Raw genomic sequence first — 19,462 nt, 5'->3', positions numbered from 1 at the left:
GTAACATAGTTAAAACTTATTCGTCCTATTCATAGGAATTGTCATAAAGTGTTTTTTATGTTCGTTTTTGAACACGTTGATAAAATCAAAATTTATTTAAAAAACTGTTTTTCAGCGCTTTGTGTTTTTTGTTTTTTACGGAATGGCAATTGATTGAACTAAACGAATTTAAAAGAAAAGTATTTTGAAAATTAAAATTTTATTATTTTTATCAATATTGTCAACATATAGTTTATTTGCTCAAAAAAAATGGACATTAAAAGAATGTGTGGAGCATGCCTTGAAAAATAATATCACAATAAAGCAAAATGAACTTAATATTGAATTAGCGGAAAAAGATGTGGCAATTGCTAGAGGTAGTTTTTTGCCAGATTTAAGTGCTAGTACAAATGGTAGTTTCACTTCTGGATTATCTCAAGATCGTAATGGAGTTTTGCAAAATACTCAAAATTTTAATAGTAGTTTTAATTTGTCTAGTGAAGTTACTGTTTTTAATGGATTTAGAAATTTAAATACATATAAGCAAGCACAGTTAGGTGTGAAATCTAGTAAGTTAGATTTAGAGGTAATTGAAAATGATATTATTTTAAGAATTATAAATACTTATCTAAACACATTATTTGCGAAAGAAAATTTAGAGGTTGCAAAAATTCAACACAACATAAGTAAAAAACAGATTGAAAGAGTTCAGGCTCAATTTGAAGCAGGAGTAATTCCCAAAGGAAACCTTCTTAATGCAAAATCTACTGTGGCTAATGATTTACAAAATGTCGTTTTACAAGAAAATGCTTTAAATTTGGCATTTTTACAATTAACACAATTATTGCAAATTTCTAGCGATAATTTTGATGTAGAAAATATTGAAATTGATATTGTGTCATCAACTTTATTTTTTGATAATTCAAAAGAAATTTTTAGCAATGCATTAGACAATAGACCTGAAATTAAAAGAGCGATTTTAGATATAGATAATGCTGAGTTTAATATTAAAATTTCTAAAGGGAGCTACCTACCTACCTTGTCATTGAGTTTAGGGGTGGGCAGTTCTTATTTCCATCAATTTAATAATTTAAGATTTTCAAATGATAATTTTTTTAGTCAGATAAATGATAGAGTTCAGTATAGTGTTGGTGCTTCATTGAGAATACCTATATTTAATAGATTTCAAACAAAAAATCGATTAGCCAAGTCTCTAATAAATAAAGAAGTATCAGAGATAGCTTTAGAGAATGAAAAACTTCAATTAAAACAAACAATTGAACAAGCTTATTTAGATACTAAAGCCGCAGCAAAGGCTTTTGAAGCAGCTGAAGTTTCATTAATAGCACAAAAGGAGGCTTTTAAAAACGCTCAAGTGAGTTATGATTACGGAGCAACTACGCAATTTGATTTTGATCAAGTTCGTAATAGATTAGTAGCTGCCGAGAGTGCTATGATAAGAGCTAAGTACGATTATATATTTAAAACTAGAGTATTAAAATTTTATTCTGGAGAGCCCGTGATTAATTAAATTATTTTAAAACTAAGAAAGAAGTTCATAAAGCACCTTTTATTTTTATCTTTGTTTCATAATATATTTATTGTGGCATTAATATTAAATATTGAAACAGCAACGAAAAATTGTTCGGTAAGTATTGGAAACATGGGGGAGCTTATTGCTCTGGAGGAATTGAGTGATATGGGTTATTCTCATGCTGAAAAGCTACATCCTTTTATTCAAAGTGTTATCGATAAATCCGGTCTTAGTATCAATGATTTTGATGCTATTGCTGTTAGTAAAGGCCCTGGCTCTTACACAGGTTTGCGAATTGGTGTTTCAGCAGCGAAAGGATTGTGCTTTGCAAATAATATCCCTTTGATTGCCGTTGAGACTTTACATTCCCTCGCAACAAGTATTGATATCGAGGAAGGATATATTGTTCCAATGATAGATGCTAGGCGAATGGAAGTCTATTCAGCAGTGTATGAAAAAGACTATACTAGAAGAAGAGATATTGAAGCAGAAATTATAAATGAAGATTCCTTTAAAGATTTATTAATAAGTACTAAGGTTCACTTTTTAGGTGATGGATCAAGTAAGTGTAAGGAGTTAATTCAAAACAGCAACGCAGTTTTTTATGAAAATAAACTCCCCTCTTCAAAACATATGGTGCCAATAAGTTATAATATGTTTATAAGTAATTCTTTTGAGGATGTTGCATATTTTGAACCATTTTATTTAAAAGATTTTATAGTGACCCCAAGTAAGAAGAAGCTGATTTGATAAATAAATTTCAGATTACTTGTAACGGTGTAGTAAAGTAAATATTGGATTCTTTTGAAGAAGTTAGTCATTATAATCTTTTATGTTTTGTAAGTCACTAGTATAAAAAAAAATTGCGTTTCTTTAGCCTTACATAAAAAATAATTATCTAAATATTTTAAATTTTCAGTTGATCTTTTTAAAATAAGATAGGCTGAATTTAAGATAATAATATAACCGTTGATAAGGTGCTGTAGCTTAATAAAAATGGTTTTATAAGAAAATTAACCGTTTTCACCAATATAATTAGTGGAGAATTCTAGTAAAAAAGATCAAATATTGAAGATTACTTGTTTTTGTTTTATTTTTTGTTAAGTAACTGTATTACAGAGTTCTGTGAAATGCGGGTAACTATCGATAACAGGGAAGATAAAATAAAATATTGGTTATTAAGGCATTAAAAGAGGTTGTTTTTTTGCGAGAGTGTTTTTTTGATGTATATTTGTACCACTTTATTAGAAAACACCCCCCGAATTTATTGCATACAAGCATTAACAATGTTTGTAGTTAACTTATAAATATGCCATTAGGTATGTTAAATGTTTAGCAAATTTAAATAACGAAAATACTTCGTTTTAATTTTTTTTGTGGTGGGGGATAATTTATTAAAATGGCTTAATTATTGTATAGCCAAAGATTTTACGAAATGTGTAAGTATATTTATTTTTACTTATATCATAGCTTTTAAAAAGTGTTTTTTTAGATGTGCATTAAAGGTTAACTTGAAATGCTCGTCAATATTTAATGCAAAAATAAGTTATTTTACTCACAATAAAAATCTTTTAACATTTGGTTTATTCAATATTGTGTTTTTTTTAAGCTTTATTCAAATAAATGTCTATGCACAGATAAAAAATACTATCTCACAAGTTCCTAATAGTTCGTTTAACACATCTTTATTAAATAGATCATTTATCGATAGTGATAATGATGGGGTTTTTAATAATCAAGACTTGGATGCTGATAATGACGGTATATCCAATTTTGACGAGGGGTGTGTTACTTCATTGGGAAATGGAATGTTGAACTACAAAGAATGGATTTTACCTGAGCTACGGTTCTGGGACGGATTTTATAATGACCTTACGCAACGTCATAGGAACGATAAAATTGTTTATGGTGATTTTCCAGCAAGAAACTCTCGACCAAATGAGGATTCCTCTTTTATTTTAGATCTGACTAGACCTCCATTTTATGATGCTTCACCAGGTGGAAGGAATCCGAATGATGGTAATTTCGTTCAGATTGAAGGTTACTTAATTGTACCCACTGTAAATAATCTAGAGCTTAGAGTTCGATCTGTTGGATCTCCTGCTTCTCCTGTAGGAGGTGGTGTAAGAGAGGGTTTGATAACGTTGCATATATCATTAAATAGTGAAGGAAGAATTTCTACAAATCAAGCTTTTTTGAAAAAAGTTTCTTGGTATAAAGTTAATTACAGAGGGTATAAAATTCAGGATAAAAGTTATGCATTCAATAGAGGGGTTCAAGGAGGATGGATGAGAATAGGAATAGCTATTTCCGATGGGGCAGATTTCTACGGTTCCACAATAGAATGGAATATCAATAATACAGGGTGGAGATCAATACCAAGACAAAATTTTAGTTCTATTTCAGGAGGAGTTCTGTCTTGTTCAGGAGTCGATTTTGATAAAGATGGAATCCCTAATCATTTAGACTTAGATAGTGATAATGACGGTATATATGACATAGTCGAAGCAGGAACAGCAAATCTGGATTCTGATAAAGATGGCATGGTTGATAGGCTTAAAGATAACAATAAGAATGGGATTGATGATAATATTGAGAAAACGAATCAAGGAATAATTCAAGGAACTACGCCAAGGCAAACAACGATTGGAGTGTCAGATTATCTAAATGCAGATAGTGACGGAGATAACTGTTCTGATGCCAATGAGGCCTATAATAGTAAAAGTATTGACGGAAATGGAAATTCCTATTATAACCCAACCAATCTACCAGAGCCATTAAGACAAGTTTCCGGTACTGTAGATAATAAAGGTAAAGTGATTTTAGCATCGTACAGGAGTGGAGATAATATTAAAGTCACAGATAGAGATGCTGCGTCTAGTGTATGTAATTCTAACAATTGCTCTACATCGAGCAGAGAATTAGATTGGGACGGTGACGGTATTCATAATAATTGTGATTTAGATTGGGATAATGATGGAATATCTAACAAGGAAGAAAACAAAGATTGTGGGACTAACTGTGTTTGGAACGGATCCACTATGATTCCATTAAAAAACGCTAATAACAATATCACTTGGCAGCCTGGAGATTTAAGATATAGCAATAGTATTGACTTATTGGGAGATAATGTTAGCTCAATAGCAAACGGAATTCGTTTTGAACCTAATCAAGATATAACGAATAAGGTTATCTATGGTTTTACTACCGAATGCCCTGTAGTAATAGATGGACTGGAGCATGATCAAGTTGGAGATAGTGAAAACTTGTTTTCAGAAGGTTCAGTAGTTAAACTACAAGCACTAATAGATGGTTCGAATACTGGCTGGATAGATATTTCTTCTGACTTAATTGTGTCTGGAGGGCCTTTAAATTCAAATGGACAAGGCATTTTATTATCTACAACTAAAGATGTGATAGCTACTAAATATAGACTTTTAGGAGTTAAGGGAACTACCTCTCAAGCAAGACAAGTTGCACCTAAACCATGTAACTGGAAAGATTACACTAATTTTAGTCAGAGTGGTTGGAATACATCAGGTGGAGGTTGTTTTGATTTTACATTTTTTAGAGGAGATGGATGTGTTAATACCAACGTAGTTCGTTTTGATAACTGTGGAGGCAGAACTGGTTTGAAATTATGGAGAACATTTAATACGACTGCAGGAGTGCAATACCAATTAAGGTTTAAGCAAAGAAAAAATACAGGTGGGGAAAGAGGCGATATTGCTGGAGTTGCATCTGCAAGAAATGGTTCTTCTAATACAAGTAATACAATAGCTTCTGTAAATTGGAATTCTAGGATGCCTCATTGTGAGGATATTGTAATGAATTTTACAGCACAGGGAAATCAGACGACTATCGTTTTTGAAAATACGTTAGATGGAAATAGTAAAGACTCTGAACTAAGAGATATTCAAGTACTAAATCTCGGAGGTAGCTTTCCTTGTGGTACTAATTCAGTAAATCAAGGTGATGTTAATAGCACTGTTTTAGAAGAAGTTTTTCTAACTACTAAATACCAAAAAGATATTTGTGCTGATTTTGATGGCGATGGTGTTGTTAATGCGTTAGATATAGATAGTGATAACGATGGTATATACGATATTGTAGAGGCAGGTACAGCGTTTTTAGATGTTGATAAGGATGGTTTTATTGACGGTATGAATATTTTAGGAAGTTCTCTTGATTTAGATAGTGATGGGCTTGCAGATAGTGTTGAATCGATTAATGGTAATGATCAAGGAACGAGGCCAAGAAATACAATTAACTCTACAAGAGTGGATTATTTAAATGCAGATAGTGATGGTGATAATTGTAGTGATGCTAATGAGGGACAGAATAGCCTTTTGGCTGACGGCAATAATGATACCTACTTCAATCCAAATAATTTACAGGAGCCCCTTACAATTAGTTCAGGAGCTGTAATGAACAGTGGAAAAGTAATTGGAGCTAATTATAATTTAGGAAACATTCCCTCAGTAATAGATCAAACTATTTCTATATGCAATACCCTAAATCCATGTTCAGATGGAGCAGTGGCTGGCATAATAACACAAAATGATGCAGATGGCGATGGAATAAATAATGTTTGCGATCTTGATGATGATAACGATGGAATTCTAGATGCAAAAGAGAATCCCCGTTGTTTTAGCAATTCGGATGTTTGGAATGGAAGCTCTAGTATTCCAATTGCGTTAGAAAATAAGAATATCGTTGTTTCTGCCTTTCATACTAATATGGCAAATATTACTAATGGAAGTGGAAGTGGAGTAGGTGATTTACAAGTGTTATTTGATAGAGCTTATACAGATGCTAATTCAATAAAATATCCAAGTGGAAAAAGTATAGCAGGTAAAGTAATTTATAGATTTGAACTGACAAATGCTGTTGTTTTAAAAGAGATAGAGCATGATTATTCTGGTAATGCAGGCTCTGCACAAGGTACTTTTGAGCCTGGCTCAATTATTCAGTTACAAGCAAAAGATTATTCTAATAATCGTTGGGTTAACATAGCGTTACCTTATACTACAACCGGCATATATGACTCTAATGGGGGAGGAGATATAATAGTGACAAATTTAGATTTTCCTTCATCTCGCTTCAGACTTGTTGGTGTTTCAGGAACTACACTGGCTACAACAGGGAAATTTGAAGAACTATGGGTAAAAATAAAAAGGGCAAATGAAAACTTTTATAATGGAGCTTGTATACCTTCTGATAAAGATAAAGATCAAATACCAAATTATCTAGATCTCGATAGTGATAATGATGGGATATATGATATCGTAGAAGCAGGAACAATCTTATTAGATGTTGATAAAGATGGTAGGGTAGACAATAATTTAGATAATGATTCAGATGGAGTTTCGGATATAGTTGAGGGAATAAATGGCCCCGATAAAGGAACAACACCAAGACAAACAACTTCTGGAATAGATGATTATTTGAATTCAGATAGTGATAATGACGGCTGTTCTGATGCTAACGAAGCATATGATAATAAAAATATTGACGGAGTTGGAGAAATTTACTATAACCCTAATAATCTCTTAGAACCTCTTACACTAGTTTCTGGAGCAATTACAGCTTCAGGTAAAGTAGTCGAGGCTCCTTATAATTTGGGAGATGTAGCAAAAGTTATTGATAAAAACTTTTCTTCATCAATTTGCTTTAGTCCACCTGATTATTATCCTACGTTGTTTACAGGAAAAACAGTTGTTAACGGTAAGACTGCCAAAATAGACTTTATCATTTTTGTTGCAGAAGCCAATGGTGAGGATGCAAATGGTCTGAACCCTGTAGAGGTCAGGATTGCAGATAGTGATAGGTTTAGTTTTGAGTTTGACAAAAACTTGACAACATTAAATGGGACAAAAATTAACAATTCGGATTGGAGTTACAGAAAAGAATCGGGATTACATAAGTTTATATACAAAGGAAATGGCGAGGTGTTTTTAGGAAATGCGTTTTCTAGAATAGGTGTAAATGCAACATTTCATTCACCAGAGAATGCTTTAGGACAAGTGCCTCTAAAGGTGACTGTGAAATCAGATTCTGGAGGACAGGTAAACACCAGGAATGATAATGATCAAGATATAATAGAATATAATAATAAGAATTAAAGAGTTAATAATTAGTAATCAACAAGTAATGGGGGAGATTGATAACAGTTTACTGGATAATTATTAGCATTTAAAATAGGTAGGTTTAGTTTAATAATTTTAAAATGTTTTCGTATGATAAGAAAAATTACTTTTTTAATAACATTTTTGTGCTGTGTCCAAATAGGATATGGCCAGTCCGTTAATTTAACGGATGCATCAATTAGCCCTGCGCCATTGCCGTCTGTTCAGGTAAATGGTAGTGGACAAGCTAGTTTTAGATTGCAAGAGACTTCAGGAAGTCCTGTTACCTCTCCTGTTTTTGGGAGTCAACCGAATGTAACGATTACGGTAGATTTAGGAGATTGGATAGATCTTCCAAATGGAATTGCGTCTTTAAGTACTATTACAATTGTAGATGCAGGATCAGGGGATGATAGAAGTTCTATTTTTACAAGAAGTTACGATGAAACAAGTCGTATTTTAAAGTTTGAACAAACAGGTGAAGATATTCCTGATGATGCTAATATACTTTTTACCTTTCCTATAAAAGTAATTCAAAACTCAAGTGAAGCTGAAGCAAACAATGGATTTAATGCTAATATTGCTGCTCTTGGTTCTGATACAAATGCAGAGGGGAATGCTGCCTTTTTTACTTGGACAACGAATACAACTACAGCAGTTAACGATTTTAATAATACTTATGCGGGCAATGCAGTTAGTGGAAATGTATTGACGAATGATTATGATTTAGAGGGAGATACACAGTTGGCAACAGAGCAGGCAAGTGGTACAACTTCTAATGGGGGAGCATTCACAGTTCTTGCTAATGGTAATTATACCTATACTCCAGCAAGTGATTTTGTAGGAGAAGATAGTTTCACCTATCAGGTTTGTGACAATGTTAATCCAGCAGCATGTGATTCAGCTATTGTATTTATTGAAGTACTATCAAATGGTTCTGTAGCAAATGAAGCACCTATTGCAAATGCCGATACAGCAATAACAGAAGGTGGAGTACCTGTAAAGATTAATGTACTAAGTAATGATTTTGATCCAGATGGAGATACATTAAAAATTACTTCAAATACCAATCCTAGCAATGGGGCATTGACCTTGAATCCAGATGGTACATTTACCTATGAACCAGCATCTGATTTTATTGGGACTGATAGTTTTACGTATACTGTCTGTGACGATGCAGACCCTACGCCTTTGTGTGATACAGCCACAGTAGAAATTAATGTTAATCCAGATACAGGGAATATTACAGTAGCGAATGATGATGCATTCACTACAACACCAGGTACAGTATTAACAGGAGGAGATTTGTTAGCAAATGATTTTGATCCAGAAGGAGATAAACAAGAAATTACTTCAAATACCAATCCTAGCAATGGGGCATTGACCTTGAATCCAGATGGTACATTTACCTATGAACCAGCATCTGATTTTATTGGGACTGATAGTTTTACCTATACTGTTTGTGATAAGAATGCTTCACCTGCGTGTGATACAGCTACAGTAATAATTACAGTAGGAGGCGTAGCAAATACAACTGTTGCGGTTAATGATATAGTTAATACATATGAAAATATAGCAGTTAGTGGAAATGTATTGACGAATGATTATGATTTAGAAGGAGATACACAGTTGGCAACAGAACAGACTAGTGGTACAACTTCTAATGGGGGGACATTCACAGTTCTTGCTAATGGTAATTATACCTATACTCCAGCAAGTGATTTTGTAGGAGAAGATAGTTTTACCTATCAGGTTTGTGATAATGGAACGCCTAAAGCATGTGATGAAGGCCAAGTATTTATAGAGGTGTTAGATTCTGGTACAGCGGCAAACGAAGCACCTATTGCAAATGCCGATACAGCAATAACAGAAGGTGGAGTACCTGTAAAGATAAATGTACTAAGTAATGATTTTGATCCAGATGGAGATACATTAAAAATTACTTCAAATACCAATCCTAGCAATGGGGCATTGACCTTGAATCCAGATGGTACATTTACCTATGAACCAGCATCTGATTTTATTGGGAAGGATAGTTTTACGTATACTGTTTGTGACGATGCAGATCCTACACCTTTATGTGATACAGCCACAGTAGAAATTAATGTTAATCCAGATACAGGGAATATTACAGTAGCGAATGATGATGCATTCACTACAACACCAGGTACAGTATTAACAGGAGGAGATTTGTTAGCAAATGATTTTGATCCAGAAGGGGATAAACAAGAAATCACTTCAAATACAAATCCAAGTAATGGTACATTAAACTTAAATCCAGATGGTACGTTTACTTACGAACCAGCATCTGATTTTATTGGGACTGATAGTTTTACCTATACTGTTTGTGATAAGAATGCTTCGCCTGCGTGTGATATAGCTACAGTAATAATTACAGTAGGAGGCGTAGCAAATACAACTGTTGCGGTTAATGATATAGTTAATACATATGAAAATATAGCAGTTAGTGGAAATGTATTGACGAATGATTATGATTTAGAGGGAGATACACAGTTGGCAACAGAACAGACTAGTGGTACAACTTCTAATGGGGGAGCATTCACAGTTCTTGCTAATGGTAATTATACCTATACTCCAGCAAGTGATTTTGTAGGAGAAGATAGTTTTACCTATCAGGTTTGTGATAATGGAACGCCTAAAGCATGTGATGAAGGCCAAGTATTTATTGAAGTACTATCAAATGGTTCTGTAGCAAATGAAGCGCCTATTGCAAATGCAGATACAGCAATAACAGAAGGTGGAGTACCTGTAAAGATTAATGTACTAAGTAATGATTTTGATCCAGATGGGGATACATTAAAAATTACTTCAAATACGAATCCTAGTAATGGGGCATTGACCTTGAATTCAGATGGTACATTTACCTATGAACCAGCATCTGATTTTATTGGGAAGGATAGTTTTACGTATACTGTTTGTGATGATGCAGATCCTACACCTTTATGTGATACAGCCACAGTGGAAATTAATGTTAATCCAGATACAGGGAATATTACAGTAGCGAATGATGATGCATTTACTACAACACCAGGTACAGTATTAACAGGAGGAGATTTGTTAGCAAATGATTTTGATCCAGAAGGAGATAAACAAGAAATTACTTCAAATACAAATCCAAGTAATGGTACATTAAACTTAAATCCAGATGGTACATTTACCTATGAACCAGCATCTGATTTTATTGGGACTGATAGTTTTACCTATACTGTTTGTGATAAGAATGCTTCACCTGCGTGTGATACAGCTACAGTAATAATTACAGTAGGAGGCGTAGCAAATACAACTGTTGCGGTTAATGATATAGTTAATACATATGAAAATATAGCAGTTAGTGGAAATGTATTGACGAATGATTATGATTTAGAGGGAGATACACAGTTGGCAACAGAACAGACTAGTGGTACAACTTCTAATGGGGGGACATTCATAGTTCTTGCTAATGGTAATTATACTTATACTCCAGCAAGTGATTTTGTAGGAGAAGATAGTTTTACCTATCAGGTTTGTGATAATGGAACGCCTAAAGCATGTGATGAAGGCCAAGTATTTATAGAGGTATTAGATTCTGGTACAGCGGCAAACGAAGCACCTATTGCAAATGCCGATACAGCAATAACAGAAGGTGGAGTACCTGTAAAGATTAATGTACTAAGTAATGATTTTGATCCAGATGGGGATACATTAAAAATTACTTCAAATACGAATCCTAGCAATGGGGCATTGACCTTGAATTCAGATGGTACATTTACCTATGAACCAGCACCTGATTTTATTGGGAAGGATAGTTTTACGTATACTGTTTGTGATGATGCAGATCCTACACCTTTATGTGATACAGCCACAGTAGAAATTAATGTTAATCCAGATACAGGGAATATTACAGTAGCGAATGATGATGCATTTACTACAACACCAGGTACAGTATTAACAGGAGGAGATTTGTTAGCAAATGATTTTGATCCAGAAGGGGATAAACAAGAAATTACTTCAAATACAAATCCAAGTAATGGTACATTAAACTTAAATCCAGATGGTACGTTTACCTACGAACCAGCATCTGATTTTATTGGGACTGATAGTTTTACCTATACTGTTTGTGACAAGAATGCTTCGCCTGCGTGTGATACAGCTACAGTAATAATTACAGTAGGAGGCGTAGCAAATACAACTGTTGCGGTTAACGATATAGTGAATACTAATAAAGGTACAACTGTTAGTGGAAATGTATTGACGAATGATTATGATTTAGAGGGAGATACACAGTTGGCAACAGAGCAGGCAAGTGGTACAACTTCTAATGGGGGAGCATTCACAGTTTTTGCTAATGGTAATTATACCTATACTCCAGCAAGTGATTTTGTAGGAGAAGATAGTTTTACTTATGAGGTTTGTGACGATGGAACGCCTAAAGCATGTGATACTGCAATCGTATTTATTGAAGTATTACCGGATGCAACTTCATCAAATAATGCTCCTATTGCGAATGCAGATACAGCAATAACAGAGGAAGGAGTACCCGTAAAAATTAATGTATTAAGTAATGATTTTGATCCAGATGGAGATGCGTTAAAGATCACTTCGAACACAAACCCTAGTAGTGGAACGTTGACATTGAATTCAGATGGTACATTTACCTATGAACCAGTACCTGACTTTACAGGAACGGTTAGCTTTACGTATACTGTTTGTGATGATGCGGATCCTACACCATTATGTGATACAGCTACGGTAGAAATCCAAGTTAATCAAGAGTCTGGGAATATTACGGTAGCGAATGACGATGCTTTTGTTACTACTGCTGACATCGCAAATAATAATATTGCAGGGAATGTGTTGGCTAATGATTTTGATCCCGAAGGACATGACCAAACAGTAGAATTAAATACAGATCCTAGTAATGGTACATTAACTATAAAATCAGACGGGACATTTAATTACCAACCAAAGCCAGGGTTTAGTGGTCAAGATAGTTTCACTTATCAAATATGCGATAGCGGTACACCTAAAGCATGTGATACTGCTACAGTAATTATTTTGGTTAAGAAATTTATGGCTCCAGATTATACAATTTCTGTAATCACAAGAGAAACAAATATTGTAGGAGCTGGAGGCGACATTGATTTTGTAATATTTATCGGTGAAGGAAATGGATTTGATTCAAATGGTTTGAATAAGGTTGAATTCAGAATTTCAGATAGTCAAAACTTTCAATTTACATATGAAGATTCATTAACCGAGTTAAATGGTCAGACTGTTTCTAACGCTGATTGGGAACATGTATTAGAAGGTAGCCTTCATAAGTTTACATACATCGGAAACGGAGAAATATTTGCTGGAAATACATTCTCAAGAATTGGAGTTAAGGCAAAATTTGTTTCTCCAGCTAACTCAAGAGGAGAAAGACCATTAAAAGCTACAATTAGAGGTAACTCAGGTGGTCAGGTTAATAGGAGTAATGATAATGACTCTGATACTATAAAGTATAGTAATAAAGAATAAATCTTTTAAAATGTTAGCACTGGTTGTAAGCTCTCTGGTGCTAACATTATAATATAAAATGAAGTATAATATGCTTCTTTTAATTTTAAAGGATTTTAGTATATAAAAAATAATAAAAATAAACATAATGAATATATGGGGGGGATAATTAAATTATGTGCTTTTTTGTTTCTAATATTTTCTCAAGTTGGTTTCTCGCAATCAATAAGTTTGCAGGATGGTTTTATTACCCCTGCTCCATTGGGAACGGTTGAGAACTTAGGACAAGGAGTAGCAAGTTTTAGAATTCAGGAAATGTCAGGAACAGACATTGAAGCGTCTGTATTTGGAGGTCAACCAAATGTTAAAGTAGTTCTTGACCTAGGAGATTATATTACTTTAAATGGTGTAATAGGAGATATTACTGGTACTTCGAACGGAGTAAACGTAGTTTCATTATTTGATATTGAATTTAATACTACAGATAATATAATTACATTTCGACAGAAGGAAGTGATTCCAGCAGATTTCTTAGGAGAAATAAGTTTTCCGGTAAAAGTGACTCAAAACTCTTCAAGAGCTGAGAGTTTAAATGGTTTTAATGCCAATATATCAGCGTTAGGAACAGATACTAATGCAGATGGAAATACAAGTTTCTTTACATACACATCAGAATCTTCATTAGAAGTGATTAAATCTGTTGTAAACGTGCCTTCAGAGTTTTCGGTTGGTACAGTTATTAATTATGAGATAGAAGTTACTAACTCAGGAGATGAAATCATATCTAATATAGAAATAACAGATCCAGGAGCAACAATAACATCAGGGAATCCAATAGCAAGCTTATTTCCTGGAAAATCTTCAATTGTTAATGCCAGTTATACTTTGACACAAGCAGATATTGACAAAGGAAGCTATAGAAATACGGCAAGAGCCATAGGAGATAGCCTTGGAGGTGAAGATAATGTGATGGCGATATCAGATGCAGGAACAGATGTAAATGGAAATGAGATTGTAGATCCATTAAATGTAGATGGACCTGATTCAGATACCGATACAACAAATGATCCAACGGATCTTGATTTATCAAAAGATCAAAATCCTGCTATGACATTAATTAAAAGTATTACATCTAATGGACCGTATACTGTAGGTTCTAAACTAACTTATGAGTTAGTAGTAACCAATACAGGTATGGTTACTTTAAGTAATATTGAAGTTACTGATCCAGGAGCAACAATAACATCTGGAAATCCAATTGCTAGTTTAGCACCAGGAGAATCTGTAGTAGTTGAAGCGAGCTATACATTGTCTCAAGAAGATGTTGATAAAGGTAGTTATAGCAATTCTGCAACGGTTATAGGAGATAGTACAACTGGAGTAGACGACGTTATTGTGGTTTCTGATGCAGGAACAGATGAAAACGGGAATGAAATTATCGATCCGCTAAATGTAGACGGACCTGATGCTGATAATGATCCTACAAATGATGCTACAATTATTAATATTACCAATGAGAGTGTATCAAGTATGACTTTAATAAAAAGCATTAGTTCAAGTGGGCCTTATGTTTCTGGTTCTACGATTACATATGATTTGGTAGTTACTAATACTGGTACAGTTACTTTAAGTAATATTGAAGTTGAAGATCCAGGGGCTACTATAATTTCAGGAAATCCAATAGCTATTTTAGCTCCAGGTGATTCAGTAGTAGTAACTGCGGCCTATACAATTACTCAGGCTGATCTGGATAGCGGAAAATATAGTAATTCTGCAACAGCTACAGGAGATAGTACAACTGGAGTAGATGACGTTACTGTGATTTCTGATGCAGGAACAGATGAGAACGGAAATGAGATTGAAAATCCTTTAGAAGTTGATGGTCCTGATACTGATAATGATCCAACCAATGACGCAACTGTTTTAAATTTAGGTGGAGCTATGACTTTGATTAAAAGTGTTACCTCTACTGGCCCATATTCGTTAGGTGATACCTTAACTTATGAATTGGTGGTTACTAATATAGGAAATGTTGTGTTATCTAATATAGAAGTAATAGATGATGGAGCTACCATAACCTCTGGAAATCCTATAGCAAACTTAGCTCCGGGTGAATCACTTGTTGTAACAGCTATGTATGTGATTACTCAGTTAGATGTTGATAACGGAAGTTATAGTAATTCAGCCACTGCCATTGGAGATAGTACTAATGGAACAGACGACATAACTGTAATTTCAGATGCTGGTACAGATGAACAAGGAAATGTTATTCCTGATCCATTAAAAATTGACGGTCCAGATACTGATGATGATCCAACAAATGATGCGACAATTATCGATCTCTCATCCAACGGAGGAGTAAATGATTCAAGTATGACTCTCATTAAAAGTGTAACTTCTGTGGGGCCATATGGTGTTGGTTCATTAATTAAATACGAGTTAGTTGTAACTAATACTGGAGACACGGTTCTTTCTAATATTGAGATAGAGGATCCAGGAGCGACGATAATCTCAGGTAACCCTATTGCAAGTTTAGCTCCAGGTGCTTCAGCTACAGTGAAAGCTCAATACGCCGTAAATGAAATAAATATTTATAATGGAAGTTATAGTAATTCAGCTACAGCTACAGGAGATAGTCCAGAAGGAATAGATGATGTCACGGTGGTTTCAGATGCTGGGACAGATGAATTTGGAGAAATTATAGAAGATCCGTTAACAGAAGAAAGTGATATAAACCCTGATGGTGATCCTACAAATGATGTAACTCATCTAATATTAGATTCGTGTATAAAAATTTATAACGAGTTTAGTCCGAATGGAGATGGTGTTAACGAATATTTTAAAATAGAATGTATTAGAGATTATCCTGAAAATGTAGTTGAGATTTTCAACAGATGGGGTAACCTCGTATATAGTATTGAAGGATACAATAATTCTACAATTTTATTCGCTGGGAAATCTAAAGGAAGAGTAAATGTAAGAGTAGATGAGGAGTTGCCAACGGGAACATATTTTTATATGATTGATTTAGGTAACGGAAGTGATGTGTTAAAAGGTTGGTTATATCTTAACAGATAAATTTACCTAGTTGTGAAATTTTCAAAATAGATTGAAAAAATGAAGATAATAATAAGATTATATTTTTTTCTTACAATAATAGGTCTTGTTGAGCTTTGTGCTCAACAAGATCCTCATTATACTCAGTATATGTTTAATACAATGAGTGTAAACCCTGCTTATGCAGGTTCAAGAGGACATGGAGTGATTACAGCGCTTGGTAGGTCACAGTGGGTCGGTTTTAATGGGGCTCCGGATACTCAAAATTTAAGTTTTGACACACCCCTAGGTTACTCAGGTCTTGGTTTAGGTATTAATTTGTTAAATGATAAAATAGGGCCTTCAGATGAATTTTATTTTGATGTAAATGGTTCATATAATATTGAAACAGGTCAGCAAGGTAATCTTGCTTTTGGATTAAGGCTTGGTGGTAGAATTTTAAATATCGATTGGTCAAAAGGTCAAGTAGATGAAAATGAGCCAATTTTTGCCAATAATATTAGTGGTAGATTTTTACCAACAGTAGGAGCTGGAGTTTACTATCATGAACCAAAATGGTATGTAGGATTATCTGTTCCTAACTTTTTAAAGTCTGAACACTATGATGGCAACCTACAATCGCTCCAAACGACAGCAGTAGAGAGAATGCATTTCTACTTTATCGGAGGGTATGTGTTTGATGTAACGGAAAGTATTAGGTTAAAACCAGCAACTCTTTTAAAAGCCGTATCAGGAGCTCCATTATCTTTGGATATATCAGTTACAGCAATGTTTAATCAAAAGTTTAGAGCTGGGCTCGCATGGAGATGGGATGACTCGATAAGTGCTTTGTTAGGATTTCAAGTAAGCAAATCATTTTTAATTGGGTATGCATATGATCTTACTACTTCTAATTATAACGTAACCAATTCTGGAACACATGAAATTATGATACGTTATGATATTTTTAAAGATTTAACGTATAGATCACCAAGATTTTTCTAATAGAACTATTTATGAAAATAAAAATAAGACAAGGCAAAGAATTATTTTTTCTTTGTTTATTTGTGGGTAGTATTAATTTTTACGCACAAAGTAGGAGGGTAGCAGATAGGTATTTTGATGAGTTTTCTTATGTTCGATCAGCTGAGTTATACAAAGAAATATATAATAAAAAAGGTGATGATTCAAAGCACTTATTGTCTAGATTAGCAGATTCATATTATAACAATGCAGATGTTACAGAGGCTGAGATTTGGTATACTAAACTTGTTAATAAGTATAAAAAAGATTTGTCTGAAGATTATCTGTTTAAATACGCTCAAGTATTAAGAAGTGTAGGGAACTATACAAAGTCTGATTCCATTTTGGCATCTTTAAGCTCTTTATCTGAAGATATTACAAAAAGTGGAATGAAAAGCTCTGATTATATCCTTGAACACTCTAAGATGAAAGAGAAGCGAATTAGTATAAATAATTTGTCTGTAAATTCTGAGTATTCTGATTATGGTGGTTTTATTTTAGATGGAAATGCCTATTTTACTTCCTCTGCTTTACAAGCAAAGAAGAAGCAGAAGATTTATGCTTGGAATAAAGAACCTTTTTTAAATATTTTTAAAGCAAAGACAGGAGTACAATCTTTAGAATGGAGTAAAAATGATACAATTTTAACTTTAAGTAAAGCTGAAATACTTAATTATCCGGTCACTACGGATTATCATGAAGGGAAGCCTATTTTTTCTAAAGATGGAAAAACGATGTACTTTACAAGAAATAATTATGATGGTAAAAGAGTTAGAAAGGATAAAAAGAGAACTGTGAACCTAAAAGTTTATAAGGCTTCTTTTATCAATGGTGTATGGACTAATGTTGTTGAGTTACCCTTTAATAGCGATTCATATTCTGTTGGACATCCAGCATTAAGTCCAGATGAAAAAGTATTGTATTTTACTTCTAATATGCCTGGAGGACATGGTATGACAGATTTGTACATGGTAGAAATTTATGCGGAAGATAACTATGGGGTTCCCGTTAATTTAGGTAGTAAAATTAATACTCGTGGTAGGGATGAATTTCCCTTTGTAGGAAAAGATGGCACCTTTTATTTCTCTTCTGATGGTCATACAGGTTTAGGATTGTTGGATATTTTTCAAACAAAAATAGGAGAAGGGGTTGATAATAAAGATACTGTTGTAAATTTAGGAAAGCCTTTAAATAGTAAAAAAGATGATTTTGCATTTTTTATAAATGACGAAGGTAAGTATGGATTCTTTTCTTCCAACAGAGATAAAGGAAAAGGAAGTGATGATATATATAGTTTTTTTATTTATGCACCACCGCCAGCATGTAATACTGTAATTAGAGGACATATCGTCGATTCAAATTCAAAAGAGAATATCGCTTTTGCTACAGTCTCTTTACTAAATCAAAAAGGAGAAATTATTGAAGAGGTTCTTTCTAATTCAGAAGGAAAATACAGTTTGGATAATGTTCCATGTAACACTAATTATAAGATAACTGCTAAAAAGTTTGATTATGAGCCTTCAAAACGAGATTTAAAGTTAACTTCGGATAAAATAGAAAGCTTTAATGTTGTTTTAGATAGGTTGGTTGTTGGAGATAGAATAGAGTTAAAACCTATTTATTTTGATTTAGATAAATATAAAATTCGTGAGGATGCAAAATACGAATTAGAGAAACTTTATCGAGTTATGAAAAATCATCCCAAACTGGTGATAAAAATAGAATCGCATACAGATAGTAGGGGTAGTGCTGCTTATAACTTAAAGTTATCTCAAAATAGAGCAAGCTCAACTAGAAATTATCTTGTTAAAAGAGGTGTTTCTTCAGAAAGAATAAGAAGCGCCAAAGGGTTTGGAGAATCTAAATTATTGAATAACTGCAACGATAAGAATCAAAGTAAGTGTTCTGAGGAGGAACATCAGTTAAATAGAAGATCTTATTTTATAATCGTTGAAGGAAAAGAATCAATTATAGATAGGGCAGAAAGAGAAAGACAAAAAGCAATAAAAGAAATTGAAAAAAGAAGATCTAAAATCAAAAAATTAAGAGGGAACATGTAGTTTTCTCTTGTGAAAGAATAACATTGGTCAATGTACCTCCATTATCCTTGAAAGTCGTTTGTTTACTCAAACGACTTTTTTGTTTTTTAAATGGATTAATTCTAGATAATTTATTTTATTTGTCCTATTGGTTGTTTCAATTTTATAGTTAAAAGTCAGTGTTTTATTTTGTATAATTATAATAGATTCCATTTTTAAAATGC

Annotated in this window: 7 protein-coding genes; all 7 read left to right on the top strand. The window is 33.5% G+C overall.

Features of this window, described 5'->3' with window-relative positions; translation table 11 throughout:
* Window positions 1–184: 184 nt before the first annotated feature.
* The gene (locus ACSIGE_RS08275; protein ID WP_440879403.1) at window positions 185–1,510 is read left to right on the top strand and encodes a TolC family protein; all 1,326 of its coding nucleotides are present in this window, start codon (window positions 185–187) and stop codon (window positions 1,508–1,510) included.
* A gap of 72 nt (window positions 1,511–1,582) precedes the next feature.
* Window positions 1,583–2,263 (top strand): tRNA (adenosine(37)-N6)-threonylcarbamoyltransferase complex dimerization subunit type 1 TsaB, encoded by a 681-nt coding sequence (gene tsaB / locus ACSIGE_RS08270; RefSeq protein WP_440879402.1) that lies wholly within the window; start codon window positions 1,583–1,585, stop codon window positions 2,261–2,263.
* Window positions 2,264–3,108: 845 nt separating this feature from the next.
* Window positions 3,109–7,638 (top strand): hypothetical protein, encoded by a 4,530-nt coding sequence (locus ACSIGE_RS08265; protein ID WP_440879401.1) that lies wholly within the window; start codon window positions 3,109–3,111, stop codon window positions 7,636–7,638.
* 114 nt (window positions 7,639–7,752) lie between these two features.
* A complete protein-coding gene (locus ACSIGE_RS08260; RefSeq protein ID WP_440879400.1) occupies window positions 7,753–13,161 on the top strand; it encodes an Ig-like domain-containing protein in 5,409 nt (1,802 codons plus the stop codon).
* Window positions 13,162–13,296: 135 nt separating this feature from the next.
* Window positions 13,297–16,218 carry a DUF7507 domain-containing protein gene (locus ACSIGE_RS08255; protein WP_440879399.1) on the top strand — a complete coding sequence of 974 codons (2,922 nt, stop codon included), beginning with the start codon at window positions 13,297–13,299 and terminating at the stop codon, window positions 16,216–16,218.
* A 39-nt stretch (window positions 16,219–16,257) separates the two neighbouring features.
* Window positions 16,258–17,181 (top strand): PorP/SprF family type IX secretion system membrane protein, encoded by a 924-nt coding sequence (locus ACSIGE_RS08250; protein ID WP_440879398.1) that lies wholly within the window; start codon window positions 16,258–16,260, stop codon window positions 17,179–17,181.
* 11 nt (window positions 17,182–17,192) lie between these two features.
* Window positions 17,193–19,259 (top strand): OmpA family protein, encoded by a 2,067-nt coding sequence (locus ACSIGE_RS08245; RefSeq protein WP_440879397.1) that lies wholly within the window; start codon window positions 17,193–17,195, stop codon window positions 19,257–19,259.
* The last annotated feature ends 203 nt before the right edge of the window (window positions 19,260–19,462 follow it).

Origin of the sequence: Tenacibaculum profundi, assembly GCF_052050075.1 — a bacterium.
In the GTDB taxonomy this organism is placed as follows: Bacteria; Bacteroidota; Bacteroidia; order Flavobacteriales; family Flavobacteriaceae; genus Polaribacter.
This window is presented reverse-complemented; position numbering and strand designations above follow the sequence as displayed.

What these genes read in the sequence shown, in the direction of transcription:
- ACSIGE_RS08250 (WP_440879398.1), top strand. Translation starts at nt 16,258, where the DNA reads ATGAAGATAATAATAAGATTATATTTTTTTCTTACAATAATAGGTCTT.
- ACSIGE_RS08255 (WP_440879399.1), top strand. Translation starts at nt 13,297, where the DNA reads ATGGGGGGGATAATTAAATTATGTGCTTTTTTGTTTCTAATATTTTCT.
- ACSIGE_RS08260 (WP_440879400.1), top strand. Translation starts at nt 7,753, where the DNA reads ATGATAAGAAAAATTACTTTTTTAATAACATTTTTGTGCTGTGTCCAA.
- ACSIGE_RS08245 (WP_440879397.1), top strand. Translation starts at nt 17,193, where the DNA reads ATGAAAATAAAAATAAGACAAGGCAAAGAATTATTTTTTCTTTGTTTA.